Genomic DNA, 17017 nt, shown 5'->3' on the forward strand with positions numbered 1-17017 from the left:
GTCCAGACCTCTTGACGGGATCGGGGGGCGGCAGTTCAATCACGGCGTGAACAAAGCCTTCGACGAAGGCGGGCAGGAACCCTGCGCCCTCACATGAGAATTGTCAGGTTCACGCCAATCCTTTGTCGGTCCGCCCCCACAACCGCCCCGAAAGGCAGCGCCCTTGTGAAGGCACTCCCCCCACCCCCGCGCCCGCACCGGCTCCCGCGCGCCCGCGGCCTGCTCGCCGCCGGCGTCGCCGGACTCCTCGCCCTCGCCGCTCTCACCACCGCCGGCCCCACCGAACCCCCGCTTCCCGCCACCCCCGCCGCCGCGGCCGCCGTCACCACCTTCGCCGACGAGTTCGACGGCCCGGCCGGCGGCGCCGTCGACGGCGGCAAGTGGCAGATCGAGACCGGCGACAACGTCAACAACCACGAACGGCAGTACTACACCGCCGGGAACCGCAACGCGGCCCTCGACGGCCAGGGCCACCTCGTCATCACCGCCCGCAAGGAGAACCCGGCGAACTACCAGTGCTGGTACGGCACGTGCCAGTACACCTCCGCCCGGCTCAACACCGCCGGCCGTTTCAGCACCACGTACGGCCACGTCGAGGCCCGCATGAAGATCCCGCGCGGCCAGGGCATGTGGCCCGCGTTCTGGATGCTGGGCAACGACATCGGCAGCGGATGGCCCGCCAGCGGCGAGATCGACATCATGGAGAACGTCGGCTTCGAGCCCGGCACCGTCCACGGCACCATCCACGGCCCGGACTACTTCGGCTCCGGCGGCATCGGGGCCGGGTACACCCTGCCGGGCGGCCAGGCCTTCGCCGACGCGTTCCACACCTTCGCCGTCGACTGGGGTCCCGACTCCATCAGCTGGTCCGTCGACGGCACCGTCTACCAGCGGCGCACCCCGGCCGACCTCGGCGGACGCCGATGGGTGTTCAACAAACCGTTCTTCATCATCCTCAATCTCGCGGTGGGCGGTTACTGGCCGGGCGATCCCGACGGCAGCACCGCCTTCCCGCAGCAACTGGTCGTCGACTACGTCCGCGTCACCACCTCCGACGACGGCGGGGGCGGGGGCGGGGACGGTACGACCGGCCGCATCACGGGCCTGGCCGGCAAGTGCGTCGACGTCGCCGGCGCCAACCCCGCCAACGGCACCCCCGTCCAGCTCTACGACTGCAACGGCACCGCCGCACAGCAGTGGACCGCGGCCTCCGACGGCACCCTGCGCGCCCTGGGCAAGTGCCTGGACGTCAAGGACTTCGGCACGGCCGACGGCTCGCAGCTGCAGCTGTGGGACTGCGCGGGCAGCACCAACCAGAAGTGGGTCATCACCGGTGCGCGCGACATCGTCAACCCCCAGGCGGACAAGTGCCTGGACGTCACCGGCAACAGTTCCGCCAACGGCACCAGGCTCCAGCTGTGGACCTGCACCGGCGCGGCCAACCAGAAGTGGACGCACACGCCCTGAGCCTTCGGGGCACCGGCCCCGCACCGCACCCGTACCGCACCACACCGACGGCTCGTCGGCGGGACCGCCTCACGGCGGTCCCGCCCCTTCGCCGAAGGTCAGAACTGCACGTCGGAACAGGCGTAGAAGGCGTTGCCGGTGTCCGCGACGGACCAGACGGCCAGGATGATGTGCCGCCCGGACCGAGTGGGCATGGTGCCCTGGTGGGTGACGGTGGCGGGCGGCCTCGCACCGTTGTAGGGGACGGTGAGAAACGGCGTGAGGGTGAGCGCGGAGCGGGTGAGCGGGCGGCTGGGGTCGAAGCCCTGCTTGGTGATGTAGTAACGGAAGTCGCTGGTGGCGTGCGAGGCGGTGAACTGCCAGCGGAAGCTGTAGGCCTGACTGGCAGTCACCTTGGTGGCGGGCCAGCCGGTGCCGCCGCGCGGGTCGTCGAGCTGGGCGAACCGGCTGTTGCCGCCGGCGCAGAGCGTGCCGTCGGACGGGCCGGAGGACGGGAAGCCCTTGGGGCCCTCGACGCTCTGCGGCTCCCACTGGATGTCGCCGCAGCCCGTGACGGTGCCGTTGGCGCAGAGCTTCTGACGGCTGATGGGGGCGTCGGTGTAGCCGTGGCTCCAGGCGCTGCCGGTGCCGAGCGCGCAGAGCCCGACGAGGCCAAGGCCGATGACGGCGGCGCCGATTTTCCTGTGCATGCTTCGCTCCTCGGAGAACGTGGGGGAGTTCTGAGATGCGCAGCCCGCGAGCCGAGGTCTAGACCACAAGTGACGATACTCCCGACAAAATGGTCATGTCCATACCAAGAATGCGCCGAAAGCAAGAAGCCCCGGCCGGGACGGGGGGATCCAGCCGGGGCAGACAGAGAAGGCCGCCGCGGACACTCCTGGTCCGCGCAACCGACAGAATGATTTTAACAGCGGTCGAGTGGTGCTCCGCGCCGCTCACATGTGCTCCTCACACGTGTCAACGGTGTGCTGTCACAGAGATGCGCGGGTCCAGTATCCGCTGCAAGCGGTACGCCACCGGACGGAAGCCCACCGCCGGCCAGTGCCCGGCCGACACCGGTGAAGCGGCCGGCCAACTGGCCGTGATGTGCCGGTAGCCGCTGTCGTACGCCCAAGCCAGCGCAGTCGCGAGCAGCACCCGGCTGATGCCCTCGCCCCGGGCGGCCTGCGTCACGTACGCCTCGGCCAGTTCCACGCACCCGTCGGGCACGACCGGGCCCGACGCCGCCGGCGTCAGGACCACCATGCCGATCTCCTCACCGCGGCGGGCCGCGATCCACGCGCCGCTGCGCGCGTCGGCCAAGGCGTCCGCGTAGTGGGTCCGCAGCGCCGCGAGCGCCCGCTCGGGCTGCGGCCGGAACACCGCCGTACCGCGGTCCGCCCGTGCCGCCTCCACCGCCATCCGCCCGATCCGGTCCAGGTCGCCGGGGCCCGCACGGCGCACCGAGAGCGCCTCCACCCCGCGCGGCTGCCGCCCGCGCGGCCGCACCGCCATCAGGCCCCGCACCCGCTCCAGGCCGAAGCCACCCCTGAACCATGCGGCGGCCACCGCCTCGTCGGCCGGCAGGTCCACGTAGTGCACATGGCGGCGCTGCGCGACCAGGCGCTCGGCCACCGCCGCGTACAGCGCGCGCAGCACGTCCTCCCCGTCCCGGCCGCCGCGCAGCGCGTGAGCCCCGTACGGGACGAGCGCGGAGCGCGGGTGGGCGCGCAACGCGGCCAGGTCGTCGTCCGCCACGTCGAGCGGGGTGGCGACGAGATAACCGGCGAGCGTCCCGCCGCCGCGCGCGAGGACGGCCTCCGCTCCCGGCGCGGCCAGGACCCCGCCGAGCAGCCCCTCCCCCGCCGGCGGCGCGGTGGTTCGGCCCGACTGGTGGGGCAGCGACTTGCGGGCCCTGGCGTACCAGCGGTCGAGGAGGGCCGCCGACTCGGGGACGTGCTCGGTGGTCAGCGGGGAGATGGCGACAGTCATGGTGGTCCGCGACGGTAACGGTCCGGCGGGGCCGCGGCAAGGCCGGCGGGTCACCCGCTCCAGGCCGGATGCCGCGGGTCGTCGGTGTGCACCAGCACGTCGGCGGTGGCGCCGGGCGCGCACTCCTGCTCGTAGCGTGCGTACGCCGGGAGCGTCCAGCGCTCGTCCTGGGGCGTGCGGCGGGCCAGGGCCGCCTCCGACATCCGCAGGTGGACGCAGAGGTCGACGGGGAAGCCGTAGCCCTGCAGGAGCGCCCCCTCCAGCAACAGAACGCCCCCGGGCGGCAGTTCCTCATACGCGGTCCGCGTCGCGCGGTCGGTCGCCGGGTCGTACCGGGAGGGCAGCACCCGCCCGGTGCCGCCGGGCGCGAGCGGGTCGAAGACCTCACGCCACAGCGCCCCGCTGTCCAGCCAGCGCTCGTAGTAGGCGTCGGCGTCGTGGCGTCCCAGCTCGTAGCGCTGCGAGGCGGGCCGCCAGTAATTGCGCGCCTGTACCCGGACGACCGGCCGGCCCCTCAGCCGCAGCGCCTCGGCCAGCGCCTCGCCCAACACGTCCGGGCGCGTGGCCGGTGCTCCGTCCAACGCCACCCGGGGGCGCTCGCCGCCGTCGTCAGGCGTCAGGTCCAGCACGCGGTCCGCGACGGCGTCGGTCAGCCGTTCCCAGGTCACAGGCGTCAGTCGCACGCCCCCATACTGCCCGTCGCGGTCCGCGCCCGCGCAGGCGGCCCGTGCTCACCCCTCGTCGGAGACCTGGCCCGGTTCCCACGGCATCCCGAGGTCGACGGTCGTGCCCTCCCCCGGCGCGCTGCGGACGGTGAGCCGGGCGTCGATGAGGTCGGCGCGCTCGCGCATCGCGGACAGGCCCATGCCGGCCGGTGGCGACGACGGCCGCGTGGCGCGGCGGTCGTCCCGCCCGGCGGCGGTCGCCACGGCCATGCCGTGCCCGTTGTCGCTGATCGCCACGTGCACGCCCCGCTCGTCGCTGTCGAGGCTGACCACCACCCGGGTCGGGTCGGCGTGCTTCATCGCGTTGGTGACCGCCTCCTGGACGATCCGGTACAGGTGTGCCTTCGTCTCGACGCTGAGCCGGCCGCAGGCGGCGTCCGCCCGCGCGCCGATCCGCAACTCCGTGCGGATGCCGTACGTCTCGTAGAAGCGCCGGCACAGCGCCTGCAGGGCCGGACGCAGCCCGAGTTCGTCCAGGACCACGGGCCGCAGGTCGACGATCAGGTGCCGCAGCGAGGCGATCTGGTTGCCGACCAGGCCGCGCGCCTGGTCGATGGCCTCCCGCATCGCCTCCGGGCGGCCGTCCGCGGCGGCGGAGGACAGCACCACCTGCACCGCCCCCAGTTCCTGCAGGGTGTCGTCGTGCAGTTCGCGCGCCCAGCGGCGGCGCTCGCGCTCCGCACCGTCGTGCTGGGCCCGTACGCGCTCCCGGCGCAGTCTGGCCTCCCGGTGCGTCGAGGACCGGACGGCGTACAAGGCGTAGGCGACCAGCAGCAGGGGGAGCACGTGCAGCACGTTCAGCAGGGGCTGCTGGGCCACGCGCACCGTCCCGGCCACCGTCAGCATCAGCGCGAAGGCGATGGCCACCACCAGCCACAGCCGCTGCCGCGGCGCCACCAGCGGGGTGAGCAGCAGGTAGCACACGGCCGATGCCAGGGCCAGGTAGAGCTCCACGGTCTGGGAGCGGTCGGTCACCTCCATGACGGTCGCCGCGGCGAGCAGCAGAGTGCCCAGCCCCTCTAGGGCCAGGCGCGTCCCGGTCCTTCCGTGGCCGGACGGGGTCATGCCACCAGCCCGCGCTCTCTGGCCGCGGCGATCAGCTCGGCCCGGCTCTCCTTGCCGAGCTTGTCCCGCAGCCGCGACCGATGGGTCTCCACGGTCCGGATGGACACGAAGAGGCGCCGGGCGATCTCCTGGTTGGTGTGCCCCAGCGCCAGCAGGGTCAGCACCTGGGCCTCCCGGTCGGTGAGCGGCTCCTCGTGGTGCCGCTCCGCCAGGTCCAGGTCCTCGACGGCCAGCCGTGCCCCCAGCGAGGGCTGGACGTAGGTGGCGCCGCCGGCGACCTGGTGGGCGGCGGCGAGCAGTTCGTCCGCGGCGGCCTCCTTCAGCAGGTAGCCGGCCGCGCCGGTGCGCAGTGCCTCACGGGCGAACGCCGGGTCCTCCTGCATGGTCAGGACCAGGATGCGCGTCCTGGGCGACTCGGTCAGCAGGGCGGGGATCGTCGGCAGACTGGATCTGCCGGACATCGTCAGGTCCAGGACGAGTACCCTCGGGCGGTGGCGCCGTACGGCCTCCATGGTCTCGACGACCGTGGCCGTCTCGGCGACGATCTCGAAGGCCGGATCGGCGGCCATCAGCAGCCGCATGCCCGCGCGCACCACCAGGTGGTCGTCGGCCAGTACGACCGGGATGGCCTGGTGATGCCTGCCGTCTGGGCGGCTGCGCACGTCCATACCACACACGGTAGATCGCGCGCGCGCGAGGGGCAGCCCGTCGCGGCCGGGCTGCGGTAAACCCGCAGTCACATCTGCGGGCGAATCCTGATGTCCTCTGCGGACCCGAAGGGATGTCGCCGCCTCGGTGCGGAGGCAGGCTCGGTGCGAGTGCTGATGAGCCAGCCGACCGCCCACCCCGAACCTCATCCGAGGCGACCGCCATGCTTTGTGCCACCCTCCCGCCCCAGGCTGCCGACCACGCGGACCGGCCGTGGTCCTACGACACGGCCGAGCAGCTCGTGAACTCCGCCGTGCCGGCACTGGCCGACTTCGCCGCCGTCGAGGTGTCCGAGGCCACCGTCTCGGAGAGGGCCGCCGTCTCGGGGCTGCCGGCGACCGGGCTCGTCTTCCGCCGCGGGGCCTTCAAGGCGGCCCCGGGCACCGCGATCCCGCGTGCCTACGAGGTCGGTGAGATCAGCAGCGTGCCGGCCAGGACGCCGTACCACGCCTCGCTGACCGACCTGCGGCCGCACCTGGTGATGAACCTGCGCCCGCAGACGGGGTGGCTGACCCGCGACCCGGTGCGCGCCCCCCTGATGCGGATCACCGACGCCCACTCCCTGCTCGTGACACCGCTGGAGGTCGGCGGTGTCGTCCTCGGCATCGCGTCCTTCTACCGCAGGGGGGACTCCGCCGCCTTCTCCCGGTGCGACCTGCTGGCGGCCGGCCGGCTGGCGCGCGAGGCCGCCCGGCTGCTCGACGCCGCCCGCCGGCGCCTGGTCGAGTACGCCACCGGGCGGATCCTGCAGGAGGCCCTGCTCTCGACGCAGGGGCCGAGGATCAGCGCGATCGAGGACCCCCGCGGGCATGTGCCGCCGTCGGCGGCCCCAGGCGCCTGGGTGGACGTCATCCCGCTGTCCAGTGCCCGGGTGGCCCTGGTGGCCGGATCGGTGCGGGGGCGCGGTGTCTCCGCGGCGACCGCGATGAGCCAGCTCAGGGCCGCCGTCCGGGCGCTCGTCATGCTCGACATGAGCCCCGGCGAGGTACTCGCGCGGCTCCACCGGCCCACGGCCGCTCCGACGGGCGGCGAGGAAGACCAGTGCCTGATCGCCGTCTACGACCCGGTGGCCTGCCACTGCACGGTGGCGTGCGGCGGCTACGCCGCCTCGACCCCTCCGGTGCCCCCGCGGGCGCTGGACGAGGGCTTCCACGCCTCCGGCGAGCCGGAGGTCTCCGAGTGCGACGTGCCGCCCGGCTCCGTGCTGCTGCTGAGCTGCAGCACGGACGGTGTCCCGGCCGGCGCGGAGGCCGCCGGCCAGGTGACGGGGCTGCGGGTGCTGCCCGCCGACGACGCGGTCGACGTGGACCCGGCGGCGGTCCTCGACGGCGTCCTGCGCGGTGCCGCGTCCGGCACGGATCCGGTGCTCCTCGCCGCCCGGACCCGCGCCCTGGACGCCGCCGCCGTCGCCACCCGCGAGGTGCCCAACGACCCGCGGGCGGTGGCCGAGGCACGGACCTGGACCGAGCGGCTGCTGACCGAGTGGAAACTCCCTGAGCTGGTCTCCACCACCACCCTGGTCGTCAGCGAACTGGTCACCAACGCCATCCGGTACTCCACGGGGCCCATCCGGCTGCGCCTCATCCACGACCAGGTCCTGGTCTGCGAGGTCTCGGACTCCTGCAGCGCCGCCCCGCACCCACGGCACGCCGAGCCCAGCGACCAGTACGGCCGCGGCCTGACCATCGTCGCCCAGCTCACCGACGCCCAGGGCACCCGCTACACCAAGACCGGCAAGACGGTCTGGGCCGAACAAGCCATCGCCCCGCCGTTCGCCGCCGCATAGACCCACCCGGCCGGGACCCCGCACCGGACCCGCGGTGCGGTGGGGGCGCCGGCCGCCCCGGTGCGGGCGTCAGCCGGCCGGATGCTCGGAGCGGTCACCGCCCCACACCGTGTGGAAGGAACCGGGCCTGTCCACCCGCTGATAGGTGTGGGCGCCGAAGAAGTCGCGCTGGCCCTGGACGAGCGCGGCGGGCAGCCGCTCGGCGCGCAGGGCGTCGTAGTAGGCGAGCGCCGCCGAGAAACCGGGCGCCGGCACGCCGAGCTCGGCCGCCGTGGAGACGACCCGCCGCCAGGCGGCCTGCGCGGTGCCGAGGGCGTCGGCGAAGTGCGCGTCGGTCAGCAGGGTGGGACGGCCGGGCTCCGCGTCGAAGGCCTCCTTGATGCGGTTGAGGAAGCGCGCCCGGATGATGCAGCCGCCGCGCCAGATCGTCGCCATCGCGCCCGCGTCGATGTCCCAGCCGAACTCCGCGCTGCCCGCCTGGATGAGGTTGAAGCCCTGGGCGTAGGCGACGATCTTCGAGGCGTACAGCGCCTGCTCGACCTCGTCGGCGAAGCGGTCGCTCGCCGCGCTGTCCAGCCAGGTCTCCGCCGGTCCGGGCAGCCCTCGTGAGGCGGCGCGCAGCTGCGCGCTGCCGGACAGCGACCGCGCGAAGACGGCCTCGGCGATGCCGGAGACCGGGACGCCGAACTCCAGGGCGTTCTGCACCGTCCAGCTGCCGGTGCCCTTCTGCCCGGCCTGGTCCAGCACGACGTCGACGAACGGCTTGCCGGTGGCGGCGTCCGTGTGGGCCAGCACCTCGGCGGTGATCTCGACCAGATAGGACTCCAGGCGGCCCGCGTTCCAGGTGCGGAAGATCTCCGCGATCTCGCCCGGCCGCTTGCCGGCGGCGTGCCGCAGCAGGTCGTAGGCCTCGGCGATGAGCTGCATGTCGGAGTACTCGATGCCGTTGTGGACCATCTTGACGAAGTGCCCGGCACCGTCCGGGCCGACGTGGGTGCAGCAGGGCACTCCGTCGACCTTGGCGGCGATGTCCTCGAGGCTCGGGCCCAGGGACGCGTACGACTCCGCCGAGCCGCCCGGCATGATCGAAGGGCCGTTGAGGGCGCCCTCCTCGCCGCCGGAGATCCCGGTGCCGACGAAGTGCAGGCCCTGGTCGCGCAGCGCCTTCTCCCGGCGGCGGGTGTCGCGGTAGTCGGCGTTGCCGCCGTCGACGACCATGTCGCCGGGCTCCAGAAGCGGCGTCAGCTCGTCGATCACGGCGTCGGTGGGTGCACCGGCCTTGACCATGACGATGATGCGCCTGGGTCGTTCCAGGGAGTCCACGAAGTCCCTCAGGGTCTCCGCCGGATGGAACTCGCCCTCGCCGCCGAACTCCTCCACCAGGGAGCGCGTCCTGGCCGGGGTGCGGTTGTACAAGGCCACGGGGTGGCCGTGCCGCGCGAGGTTCCGGGCCAGGTTGCGGCCCATGACCGCGAGTCCGGTGACGCCGATGCGGGCCTGCTCCGCCATCTGCGGTTCCTCTCTGTGCTGTGTGCGGGGGCACGTACGGCGTCCAGCCTCTCAGCGGAACGGCTCTGCGGCCGGTATGCGCGGCGGTCCTCAGCTGCCCGCGCCGATCCGGTGCTGACCCGCCACCCGCGCCATCGCACGGCGCAGCCCCCTGGCCGGCGGCGCGGGGACGGCCCCGACGACCTCGGCCGCCGGCACCCGGGCCTGGCCGGCGCGCAGGGGTCCCGTCGCCGAAGGGGGCGGTGGCGGCGGAGGGGGTGGCAGCGGTGGCGGCGCCGCGCTGTGGTCGCCGAGCGCCTCGCGCAGCCGGCGCGCGTCCTCCGGCAGGTCGCGGCGCCAGGCCCAGCCCAGGAAGGGACCCAGCAGCAGCATGCCGCCGCCGAGCTGGCAGGTGACCTGCACGTGCAGGAACGTGCCCCGCGAGTGCGGCAGCATCCGAAAGGCGAACTCGGGCGTCTGGGTGCCCAGCGGACTCCACATCCGCCGGCCCTGGTAGGTGATGCGCCGGCAGGGCTGGAAGACCGAGCACACCAGCCAGTGCTCCCGGTGGCGGCCCGGATAGTGATAGCGGTAGACGGCCCGCTCGCCGGGGGACACGGCGTCGGCCGCCACGGCGGCGACACCGGAGTTCCACGACGCGAGGTTGCGGGCGTCGGCAAGGAAGGCGAAGACCTCTTCCACGGTACGGGTGACGATCACGCTCGTAGACACCGTCGGCATCGCAGACCTCCCCGGTGCCGGCGCGGCCAGCATGTGAGCAGAGTGGCTTCTTGGCTCCTCACCGACAGCCTGCGGCCAAACGGGCGGTGTGTCGTGGCGGGTGAGCCGTCCGGGTGAATCCGGGGTGCGTGACCGGCGCGAACGGGGTGCGGGAGCACCCTCGCGGTCAGTGCCGGACGGGTTCCGCCACGGCTGTCCGGTCGCGGAATTCGCACCACACTGCCTTGCCGGAACCATGCGGCTCCACACCCCACGCGTCCGCGAGCCGCTCGACCAGCAGCAGTCCGCGTCCGCACACCTCGCGGTCGCCGGGCCGGCGGCGGCGCGGCCAGTTCGCCGCCGTGTCGTGCACCTCGATGCGCAGCCGCCGGGTGGCGTCCGGCGCGGCGGTGGCCGGGGACGGGCCGGGGAGCACGCGCAGGGTGAGCACGGCGCCGCCGTCGGTGTGCACCAGCGCGTTGGTGATCAGCTCGCCGGCGGCGAGTTCGGCCTCGTCGACCCGGTCGCTCAACCCCCAGCCCGCCATGGTGTCGCGGACCATGGCACGGGCCTCGGAGAGCGCCCCGGGGTCGCCGGGGGCGACATCCCGGTGCAGCAGGCGCGGTGGATGCGGGGCGGCGTCGCTGTCCCGCCGGAGCAGCAGCAGCGCCATGTCGTCGTCGGTGGCCTGCTCGCCCATGACGGCGGTGAGGTGGTCGGCGAGGTCGGTGACGTCCCGGGGGCCGGCGGCCAGCGCCGCGGACAGCCGCCGCACGCCGACGTCGAGGTCGGCGCTCGGCCGCTCGACGAGTCCGTCACTGAACATCAGAAGCGTGTCGCCGGGGCCGAGTTCGGCGGCGGTGACCGGGTAGTCCGCGGGCCTGCCGAACTGGGCGGAGAGGCCGAGCGGCAGACCGCCCGCGGTGGGCAGCCCCCGGACGGCGCCGTCGGACTGCCGCACCAGCGGATCGATGTGGCCGGCCCGCACCAGCAGGGCGGAACCGGTGGCCGGGTCGACCTCGGCGTACAGGCAGGTGGCGAAGCGGTCGGTGTCCAGCTCGTAGAGGAAGGCCGAGGCCCGCGCCATGACGCTGGCGGGCGGGTGGCCCTCGCCGGCGTAGGCGCGCAGCGCGATCCGCAACTGGCCCATGACGGCGGCGGCGTGGGTGTCATGGCCCTGGACGTCGCCGACGACGACGGCGACCCGCCCGCCCGGCAGCGCCACGACGTCGTACCAGTCGCCGCCGATGTCCGAGGCCTGCCGGGCGGAGCGGTAGCGGACCGCGATCTGCGTGCCGGGGACGCGCGGGATGGTGCGGGGCAGCATCGCGGTCTGCAGGCCCTGCGCGATGTCGTGCTCCTGGTCGAAGAGGATGGCGCGCTGCAGGCTCTGCGCGATGCTGCCGCTGAGCGCGATCAGCAGATGGCGCTCCTGCGGGGAGAAGCCCTGCCGGCACCGGTACAGCAGGCCCAGGGCGCCGATCGGCCTGCCCTGCGCGATCAACGGCAGGTAGGCGGCCGAGGAGGCGCCGAGCGGCTCGATGTGCGGCCACAGCGCGGGGTAGCGCCGGGCGAACTCCTCGCCGGAGGTGATGAAGCGCGGGGCGAGGGTGCGGACGACCTCGCTCATGGGGAAGTCGTCCTCGATCCGGGTGTACTGCAGCGACGGCACCCAGCTGTCGGCGTTGGCGTCGCTCACGATGTGCACCCGGCCGGCCTCGACCTGGCCGAGGAACAGGCTGGCGATGCCCAGCCGGTCCATCCGGCGGTTCCCGGTGAGGGCCGCGGTCACGTCCCGCACGGTCACCGCCCGGGCCAGCGACGCGGTGACCTCCAGGACCAGGTCGCTCTCGGCCGGGCGGTCCGCGTCCTCGCGCAGCCGCTGTGCGGCCTGGGCGAGTTCGTCGGTGGCGTCGCTGAGGACGCCTATCACCCGGTTCGCCCGGCCGGCGCCGTCCCGGACGACGCGGCCCTGGAGACGGACCCAGCCGCGTCGGCCGTCGCGGCGGGTGAGCCGGCCGAGGGCCCGGAAGGAGGAGTGGCCGTCACCGAGGGCCCGGGCGATCGTCTCGGCGACGCCGCCGGCCTCGTCCCGCTCGCCCGACGCGCCCGGCCCGTGCGGCTCGTCCGGCTCGAGCCGGGAGAACAGCGCCTTCGGGTCGCCGTCGAAGTCCTCCGGACGCAGGTCGACCGTCCGCAGGGCGTGCTCGTCCAGGTGCATGCGGTCGCGGTCGAGGTCCCAGTCGAAGCCGCCGATGCCGTTGAGCGACATCCGGGCGTCGGCGGGGGCCGGCCAGGCCACCGTCGCGGGCGCAGGGGGCGCCCACTCCCGAGACTCAGCCATACGTCCTCCGGACCCGCTCCCCGCTGCGCCGAGCCGCATCGGAACGGCAACAGCGTACCCATAGTCCAGTGGGGGACATGCCACGGATGCGGCATGTGAGAACGCCGGGCTTTCCCATGGTCCCGGAAGGTGCACGCGGCTTCCGGGGAGGTCCGGGAAGAGGTCCGGACGGCTCAGCCGGCCGCCGGCGGCGCGTACGCGTAGCCGACCCGGCGCACCGTGACGATGCTGCCCCGGTACTCGGGGCCCAGCTTCCGCCGCAGCCGCGCGATGTGCACATCGACGGTACGCCCGTCCCCCACATGGCCGTACCCCCAGACGGTGGTCACCAGCTGGTCGCGCGTGTGCACCCGGTGCGGATGCGCCACCAGATGCGCGAGGAGCTCGAACTCCAGGTAGGTGAGGTCGAGCGTGCGGCCCGGCACCTGCGCGACGCGGCGCTCGACGTCGACGGCCACCGGCCGGTCGGCGGTCGGCGCGGGCCGGGGCGGCGCCTGGCCTGCGGCGGGGACGAGGACGAGGTAGCCGACCATCGGCGTCCCGCCCGCCGCCGCTGGCATCAGGTGGCCGGGGGCGGGCTGCCAGGTCGCCCCGGGCGGAAGGAAGCCGAGCACGGGCGGGACGTCCGCGGCCTGGACGGCGCGCAGGTGCTGACGGCCCGCGGCGGACGGCGGCAGCGACGGGGGGCTGGTGCGGACGCTGGTGCTGGTGCTGGTGATCGAGGACATGTGGGTCTCGGCTCTCGCGCGAAGGGTCGTCGGACGACGTATTGCGCGGGACCGCCGGGAGGCCGGCAGCGGGCGGTGACGAAGGGCGGCGTCAGCTGCGGTCCGGGGTCCGCGCGGGGACCGCGCGACAACACTCCCGGTCGAACTGGTACCGCTGCCTGGACGGCCAGAACGGCTCGAGGTCGCTGCGACCTGTCGCGGTGTCAGTGAGGCCGACCATGGCACCCATTGAACCAGACACGGTGCCCGCCGGAACAGGGAGCACCCTGCCCGGGCTTCTGGCCGGGCCCTACAGCGGTTGCGGTTCGGGCTGGGGCTCGGGGCCGGGCTCCGGCTGCGGGGGCGGCGCGGGCACCGGGTCGGGGGCCGGACCGGGGACGGGGTGCGGGGCGGGCGGCACGGGGTCGGGCGGCACGGGCGGCACCGGGCTGGGCGCGGGCGGCACAGGCGGCACCGTGGCGCGGTGCGGTGAGGCGGTCATGGCGGTCTGCCTCCTCGAAGTCGCCGGAACGCATCGTGCGCTCCGCTTACCCGGCCCGCCCCTTCCTACCCGTCCTATCCTCGGCCTCATGACCTGGTTCCGTGCTCTGCGCGGCAGCGCCCGCGAGGGACTGCGGATCGAACGCACCAGGCTGGAGCCGCTGGTCGCGCTGCGTGCCGCCGCGGGTGTCGCCGTCGTCATCGGCCTGTCACTGTGGCTGGCCACGCCCTCGGTCGCAGCCTCCTCGGCCTTCGGCGCCTTCGCCTCCGGCATGGCCACCTTCCAGCGCAGTTGGCGGCCGCGGCCGGTGCTGGCCCTGGTCGCCGGCGCGGGGCTGGCCGTCAGCACGTTCCTCGGCTATCTGGCGGGGGCGCACTGGGGCGCGTTCGTGGCGCTGCTGGCGGTGTGGGCGTTCCTGGCGGGCATGGCCTGGGCGCTGGGGCCCACCGCGGGCATCGTCTCGTCCCTGACCGTCGCGGTCATGCTGGTCGTGGTCACGCTGCCGACCTCTGTGTACGGCGCCTTCGGGCACGCCCTGGTCATCGCGGCGGGCGGGGTCGTGCAGGCGGCGCTGATCCTGCTGTTCCCCGTGCGCCGCTGGGGTGCGCAGCGCGACGCGCTGGCCGACGCACTCGCGGCGGAGGCGGACTACGCGCGCAGACTGCGGCACGATCCCGTGGCGCCCTTCGACCCCGGGCCGCTGATGACGGCACGCAGCGCGGCGGTGATCACCGATCGGCAGGCGCGGCGGCGCCCTGCGGCGCTGCGCGGCACGCGGGTGCTGGCCGAGCGCATCCGCCCGGTGCTGGCCTCCCTCGCCGATCCTGCTGTCGGCGCCGCCGCCGAGGGACCCGAGCGCGACCGGGCCCGCGAGCTGCTGGCCGCGGCGGCCTCGGTGCTGGACGCGGTGGCGAGCGCGGTGCGCGAGGCCCGGCCGGTGTGCGTGCCGCCGCAGGCGGAGTCCGTGGTGCTGGTCGACCCCGCTCCCGAGGAGAAGCTGACCGGGCCCGCCCGGCGTACCTCCCTGCGGCTCGTCGCGCTGCTGAGCGAGGCGGTCTCCGCCGCCGGCGGCAGCGGCGGCTCGGTGGGCGGCGACCACGCCCATCTGCGCCGCCCGAGCGTCGCTGAACTCGTGCCGCTCACCGCGCGCACGGTGCGACGCGAGATGCGCTTCGACTCCCCCGTCTTCCGGCACGCCGTCCGGCTGGCCGCCGTCACCCCCGCGGGCTACGTCCTGGGCGCGGCCCTGCACTCCGGTCACGGCTACTGGGCGCCGCTGACCTCGGTCCTGGTGATGCGGCCCGACTTCTCGCAGACGTACGGCCGCAGCGTGGCCCGCTTCGTCGGCACCGTCGCGGGCGTCGCCCTGGCGACGGCGGTGATGCAGTCCTTCACACCAGAGCCCTATCCGTGCGCCGCGCTGGCGGTGGTGGCGATCACCCTGATGTACGGGCTCATGCGCACCGGCTACCTCGTCTCCCAGGTGGCCGCGTCGGCGTACGTCGTGTTCCTGCTGGGCATGGCCGGCTCCAGCTGGACGCAGACGGTGCCCGAGCGCGTGCTGCTCACGATGCTGGGCGGCGTGCTCGCCATGGCCGCGTACGCGTTGTTCCCGGCCTGGGAGACGCCTCGGCTGCGGGATCGGCTGGCCGACCGCATCAAGACCACCGGGCGGTACGCCGCCGCCGCGATGGAGGCGCACGCGGCTCCCGCCCAGGAACGGCGCGAGGCGGTGCGCGCGGCGCTGCTGGACGCGCGGGCGGCCGCGCTCGCCTGGGACCAGGCGGTCGCCCGCGCCGACGCCGAACCCGTCCGGGGCCGGGGGCTCTCGCGCCGCGCCGCCGACGGCGCCGACGCGGCCCTGTCGGCCATGGGCCGCGTGCCCATGCTGATGGAGGCCCACCTCCCGCCCTCCGACGCCGACCCCGTCCCGGACGCCGCCCCCTTCGCCCACCGACTGCGCACGGCCACGGCGGACGCGGCGGACGCCGTGCGCGAGCGGCGCGCCCCGGACTTCGCGCCGGTCCGCGCCACGCTCGACGCCTGGCCCGCCTCGGACGCCGAACGCATCGTGCGCCGCAGCGCCGAACTGCTGGTGGAAACCCTCGACGACCTTCAGACCGCCTTGCGCCCGCGCCCCCGCACCCGCCCCTCGCGGCGCCGCTGACACCCGTACGGGGCCGGGCCGGTCGAGACCGCTCGGGGTGGTCGTCGGGTCAGCGGATCGGCATGCCCGACAGGGTGCGCGCGATGACCAGGCGCTGGATCTCGCTCGTGCCCTCGAAGATGGTGTAGATGGCGGCGTCCCGGTGCATGCGTTCCACGGGGTACTCGCGGGTGAAGCCGTTGCCACCGAGGATCTGCACGGCCTGCGCGGTGACCTTCTTGGCCGTCTCGCTCGCGTACAGCTTGGACATCGAGCCCTCGGCCGAGGTGAAGGGCTTGCCCGAGGCCGCCGTCCAGGAGGCGCGCCAGACCAGCAGGCGGGCCGCGTCGACCTGCGTGCGCATGTCGGCGAGCTGGAAGGCGACGCCCTGGTTGTCGATGATCGGGCGGCCGAACTGGGTGCGGTTCATGGCGTAGTCCAGGGCGACCTCGTACGCGGCCCGGGCCGTGCCCACCGCCATCGCGCCGACCGCCGGGCGGGATGCCTCGAAGGTCGCCATGGCGGCGTTCTTCACGCGCTCGCCGCCCTTGGCCCGCTCACGCGCCCGGGCGAGGCGCTCGTCGAGCTTCTCCTTCCCTCCGAGCAGGCAGCTTCCCGGGACGCGGACGTCGTCGAGGACGACCTCGGCGGTGTGCGAGGCGCGGATTCCGTGCTTCTTGAACTTCTGCCCCTGGGTGAGGCCAGGGGTGTTCGGCGGCACGATGAAGGAGGCGTGGCCCTTGGAACCGAGGTCCGGGTCGACCACGGCGGTGACGACGTGGACGCCCGCGATGCCGCCGTTGGTGACCCAGGTCTTGGTGCCGCTCAGGACCCATTCGTCCTTGACGGCGTCGTACACGGCTAAGGTGCGCATCGAGCCGACGTCGGAGCCCGCGTCGGGTTCGGAGGAGCAGAAGGCGGCGACCTTCACGTCGTCGGCGTCGCCGTACATCTGGGGGATCCAGGTGCCGATCTGCTCGTCCGTGCCGTTGGCCAGCACACCGACGGCGGCCAGACCGGTGCCGACGATGGACAGGCCGATGCCGGCGTCGCCCCAGAAGAGCTCCTCCATGGCGATCGGGATGCCGAGACCGGTGGGGTCGAAGTACTGCTGGGCGTAGAAGTCGAGCGAGTAGAGTCCGATCTTCGCGGCCTCCTGGATCACCGGCCAGGGGGTCTCCTCGCGTTCGTCCCACTCCGCCGCGGCCGGGCGCATGACGTCGGCCGCGAAGCCGTGGATCCAGTCGCGCACCGACTTCTGATCATCGCTGAGTTCGAGCGAGAAGTCGCCCATCGTCCCCTCCACCTGCCCATTACCTGCGGTAACTGCCAGTGTGTTACCGGTTGGTAAGGGATGTCAACCGGACCTGGGGTGTTACGTTGCGCAG

At 74.0% G+C, this 17017-nt stretch carries 14 protein-coding genes; 3 read left to right on the top strand and 11 right to left on the bottom strand.

Annotation, left to right across the window (positions count from 1 at the left end):
* The first annotated feature begins 165 nt into the window (after positions 1-165).
* Entirely contained in the window at positions 166-1467 is a 1302-nt protein-coding gene (locus tag AC3ET4_RS20820) for a ricin-type beta-trefoil lectin domain protein (RefSeq protein ID WP_431951561.1), read from the top strand.
* A gap of 98 nt (positions 1468-1565) precedes the next feature.
* On the opposite strand, the gene AC3ET4_RS20825 is transcribed toward AC3ET4_RS20820, so the two are convergent.
* From AC3ET4_RS20825 to AC3ET4_RS20845, 5 genes are all read right to left on the bottom strand, one after another.
* Positions 1566-2156, bottom strand: a complete 591-nt coding sequence (locus tag AC3ET4_RS20825; protein ID WP_431951563.1) for a lytic polysaccharide monooxygenase auxiliary activity family 9 protein — start codon at positions 2154-2156, stop codon at positions 1566-1568.
* 268 nt (positions 2157-2424) lie between these two features.
* Positions 2425-3438: a GNAT family N-acetyltransferase gene (locus tag AC3ET4_RS20830; RefSeq protein WP_431951565.1), complete on the bottom strand. Its 1014-nt coding sequence runs from the start codon at positions 3436-3438 to the stop codon at positions 2425-2427.
* A gap of 50 nt (positions 3439-3488) precedes the next feature.
* Positions 3489-4121, bottom strand: coding sequence for a nucleoside/nucleotide kinase family protein (locus AC3ET4_RS20835; protein WP_431951567.1), 633 nt, complete (start codon positions 4119-4121; stop codon positions 3489-3491).
* A 48-nt stretch (positions 4122-4169) separates the two neighbouring features.
* Positions 4170-5228, bottom strand: coding sequence for a sensor histidine kinase (locus AC3ET4_RS20840; protein ID WP_431951569.1), 1059 nt, complete (start codon positions 5226-5228; stop codon positions 4170-4172).
* The gene (locus AC3ET4_RS20845; protein WP_431951571.1) at positions 5225-5896 is read right to left on the bottom strand and encodes a response regulator; all 672 of its coding nucleotides are present in this window, start codon (positions 5894-5896) and stop codon (positions 5225-5227) included. The genes AC3ET4_RS20840 and AC3ET4_RS20845 overlap by 4 nt, the downstream gene beginning before the upstream one ends.
* Positions 5897-6099: 203 nt before the next feature.
* On the opposite strand from AC3ET4_RS20845, the gene AC3ET4_RS20850 reads away from it, so the two are divergent.
* The gene (locus AC3ET4_RS20850) at positions 6100-7722 is read left to right on the top strand and encodes an ATP-binding SpoIIE family protein phosphatase (protein ID WP_431951573.1); all 1623 of its coding nucleotides are present in this window, start codon (positions 6100-6102) and stop codon (positions 7720-7722) included.
* A 69-nt stretch (positions 7723-7791) separates the two neighbouring features.
* Here the strand turns inward: AC3ET4_RS20850 and gndA are convergent, their stop codons facing one another.
* The 5 genes from gndA to AC3ET4_RS20875 form a co-directional block, all read right to left on the bottom strand.
* On the bottom strand, positions 7792-9231 hold the full coding sequence (gene gndA, locus AC3ET4_RS20855) for an NADP-dependent phosphogluconate dehydrogenase (protein WP_431951575.1): 1440 nt from the start codon (positions 9229-9231) through the stop codon (positions 7792-7794).
* A 90-nt stretch (positions 9232-9321) separates the two neighbouring features.
* Positions 9322-9942, bottom strand: coding sequence for an SRPBCC family protein (locus AC3ET4_RS20860; RefSeq protein WP_431951577.1), 621 nt, complete (start codon positions 9940-9942; stop codon positions 9322-9324).
* Between the two features lie 175 nt (positions 9943-10117).
* Positions 10118-12274, bottom strand: coding sequence for a SpoIIE family protein phosphatase (locus AC3ET4_RS20865; RefSeq protein WP_431951579.1), 2157 nt, complete (start codon positions 12272-12274; stop codon positions 10118-10120).
* Between the two features lie 173 nt (positions 12275-12447).
* Entirely contained in the window at positions 12448-13002 is a 555-nt protein-coding gene (locus AC3ET4_RS20870; protein ID WP_431951581.1) for a winged helix-turn-helix domain-containing protein, read from the bottom strand.
* Between the two features lie 289 nt (positions 13003-13291).
* On the bottom strand, positions 13292-13483 hold the full coding sequence (locus AC3ET4_RS20875; RefSeq protein WP_431951583.1) for a hypothetical protein: 192 nt from the start codon (positions 13481-13483) through the stop codon (positions 13292-13294).
* 88 nt (positions 13484-13571) lie between these two features.
* Between AC3ET4_RS20875 and AC3ET4_RS20880 the strand changes: the two genes are divergently transcribed.
* Entirely contained in the window at positions 13572-15650 is a 2079-nt protein-coding gene (locus tag AC3ET4_RS20880) for an FUSC family protein (RefSeq protein ID WP_431951585.1), read from the top strand.
* Positions 15651-15699: 49 nt separating this feature from the next.
* Here AC3ET4_RS20880 and AC3ET4_RS20885 read toward each other — a convergent pair whose 3' ends face one another.
* Complete coding sequence (locus AC3ET4_RS20885) at positions 15700-16923, bottom strand: acyl-CoA dehydrogenase family protein (protein WP_431951587.1); 1224 nt, start codon at positions 16921-16923, stop codon at positions 15700-15702.
* Positions 16924-17017 lie beyond the last annotated feature (94 nt).

The sequence above is a fragment of the Actinacidiphila sp. bgisy167 genome (genome assembly GCF_057707665.1).

Excerpts from the sequence above, each read along its gene's own strand:
- AC3ET4_RS20885 (WP_431951587.1), bottom strand. The coding sequence starts at position 16,923 with ATGGGCGACTTCTCGCTCGAACTCAGCGATGATCAGAAGTCGGTGCGC.
- AC3ET4_RS20840 (WP_431951569.1), bottom strand. The coding sequence starts at position 5,228 with ATGACCCCGTCCGGCCACGGAAGGACCGGGACGCGCCTGGCCCTAGAG.
- AC3ET4_RS20880 (WP_431951585.1), top strand. The coding sequence starts at position 13,572 with ATGACCTGGTTCCGTGCTCTGCGCGGCAGCGCCCGCGAGGGACTGCGG.
- AC3ET4_RS20865 (WP_431951579.1), bottom strand. The coding sequence starts at position 12,274 with ATGGCTGAGTCTCGGGAGTGGGCGCCCCCTGCGCCCGCGACGGTGGCC.
- AC3ET4_RS20850 (WP_431951573.1), top strand. The coding sequence starts at position 6,100 with ATGCTTTGTGCCACCCTCCCGCCCCAGGCTGCCGACCACGCGGACCGG.
- AC3ET4_RS20875 (WP_431951583.1), bottom strand. The coding sequence starts at position 13,483 with ATGACCGCCTCACCGCACCGCGCCACGGTGCCGCCTGTGCCGCCCGCG.
- AC3ET4_RS20845 (WP_431951571.1), bottom strand. The coding sequence starts at position 5,896 with ATGGACGTGCGCAGCCGCCCAGACGGCAGGCATCACCAGGCCATCCCG.
- AC3ET4_RS20870 (WP_431951581.1), bottom strand. The coding sequence starts at position 13,002 with ATGTCCTCGATCACCAGCACCAGCACCAGCGTCCGCACCAGCCCCCCG.
- gndA (WP_431951575.1), bottom strand. The coding sequence starts at position 9,231 with ATGGCGGAGCAGGCCCGCATCGGCGTCACCGGACTCGCGGTCATGGGC.
- AC3ET4_RS20825 (WP_431951563.1), bottom strand. The coding sequence starts at position 2,156 with ATGCACAGGAAAATCGGCGCCGCCGTCATCGGCCTTGGCCTCGTCGGG.
- AC3ET4_RS20830 (WP_431951565.1), bottom strand. The coding sequence starts at position 3,438 with ATGACTGTCGCCATCTCCCCGCTGACCACCGAGCACGTCCCCGAGTCG.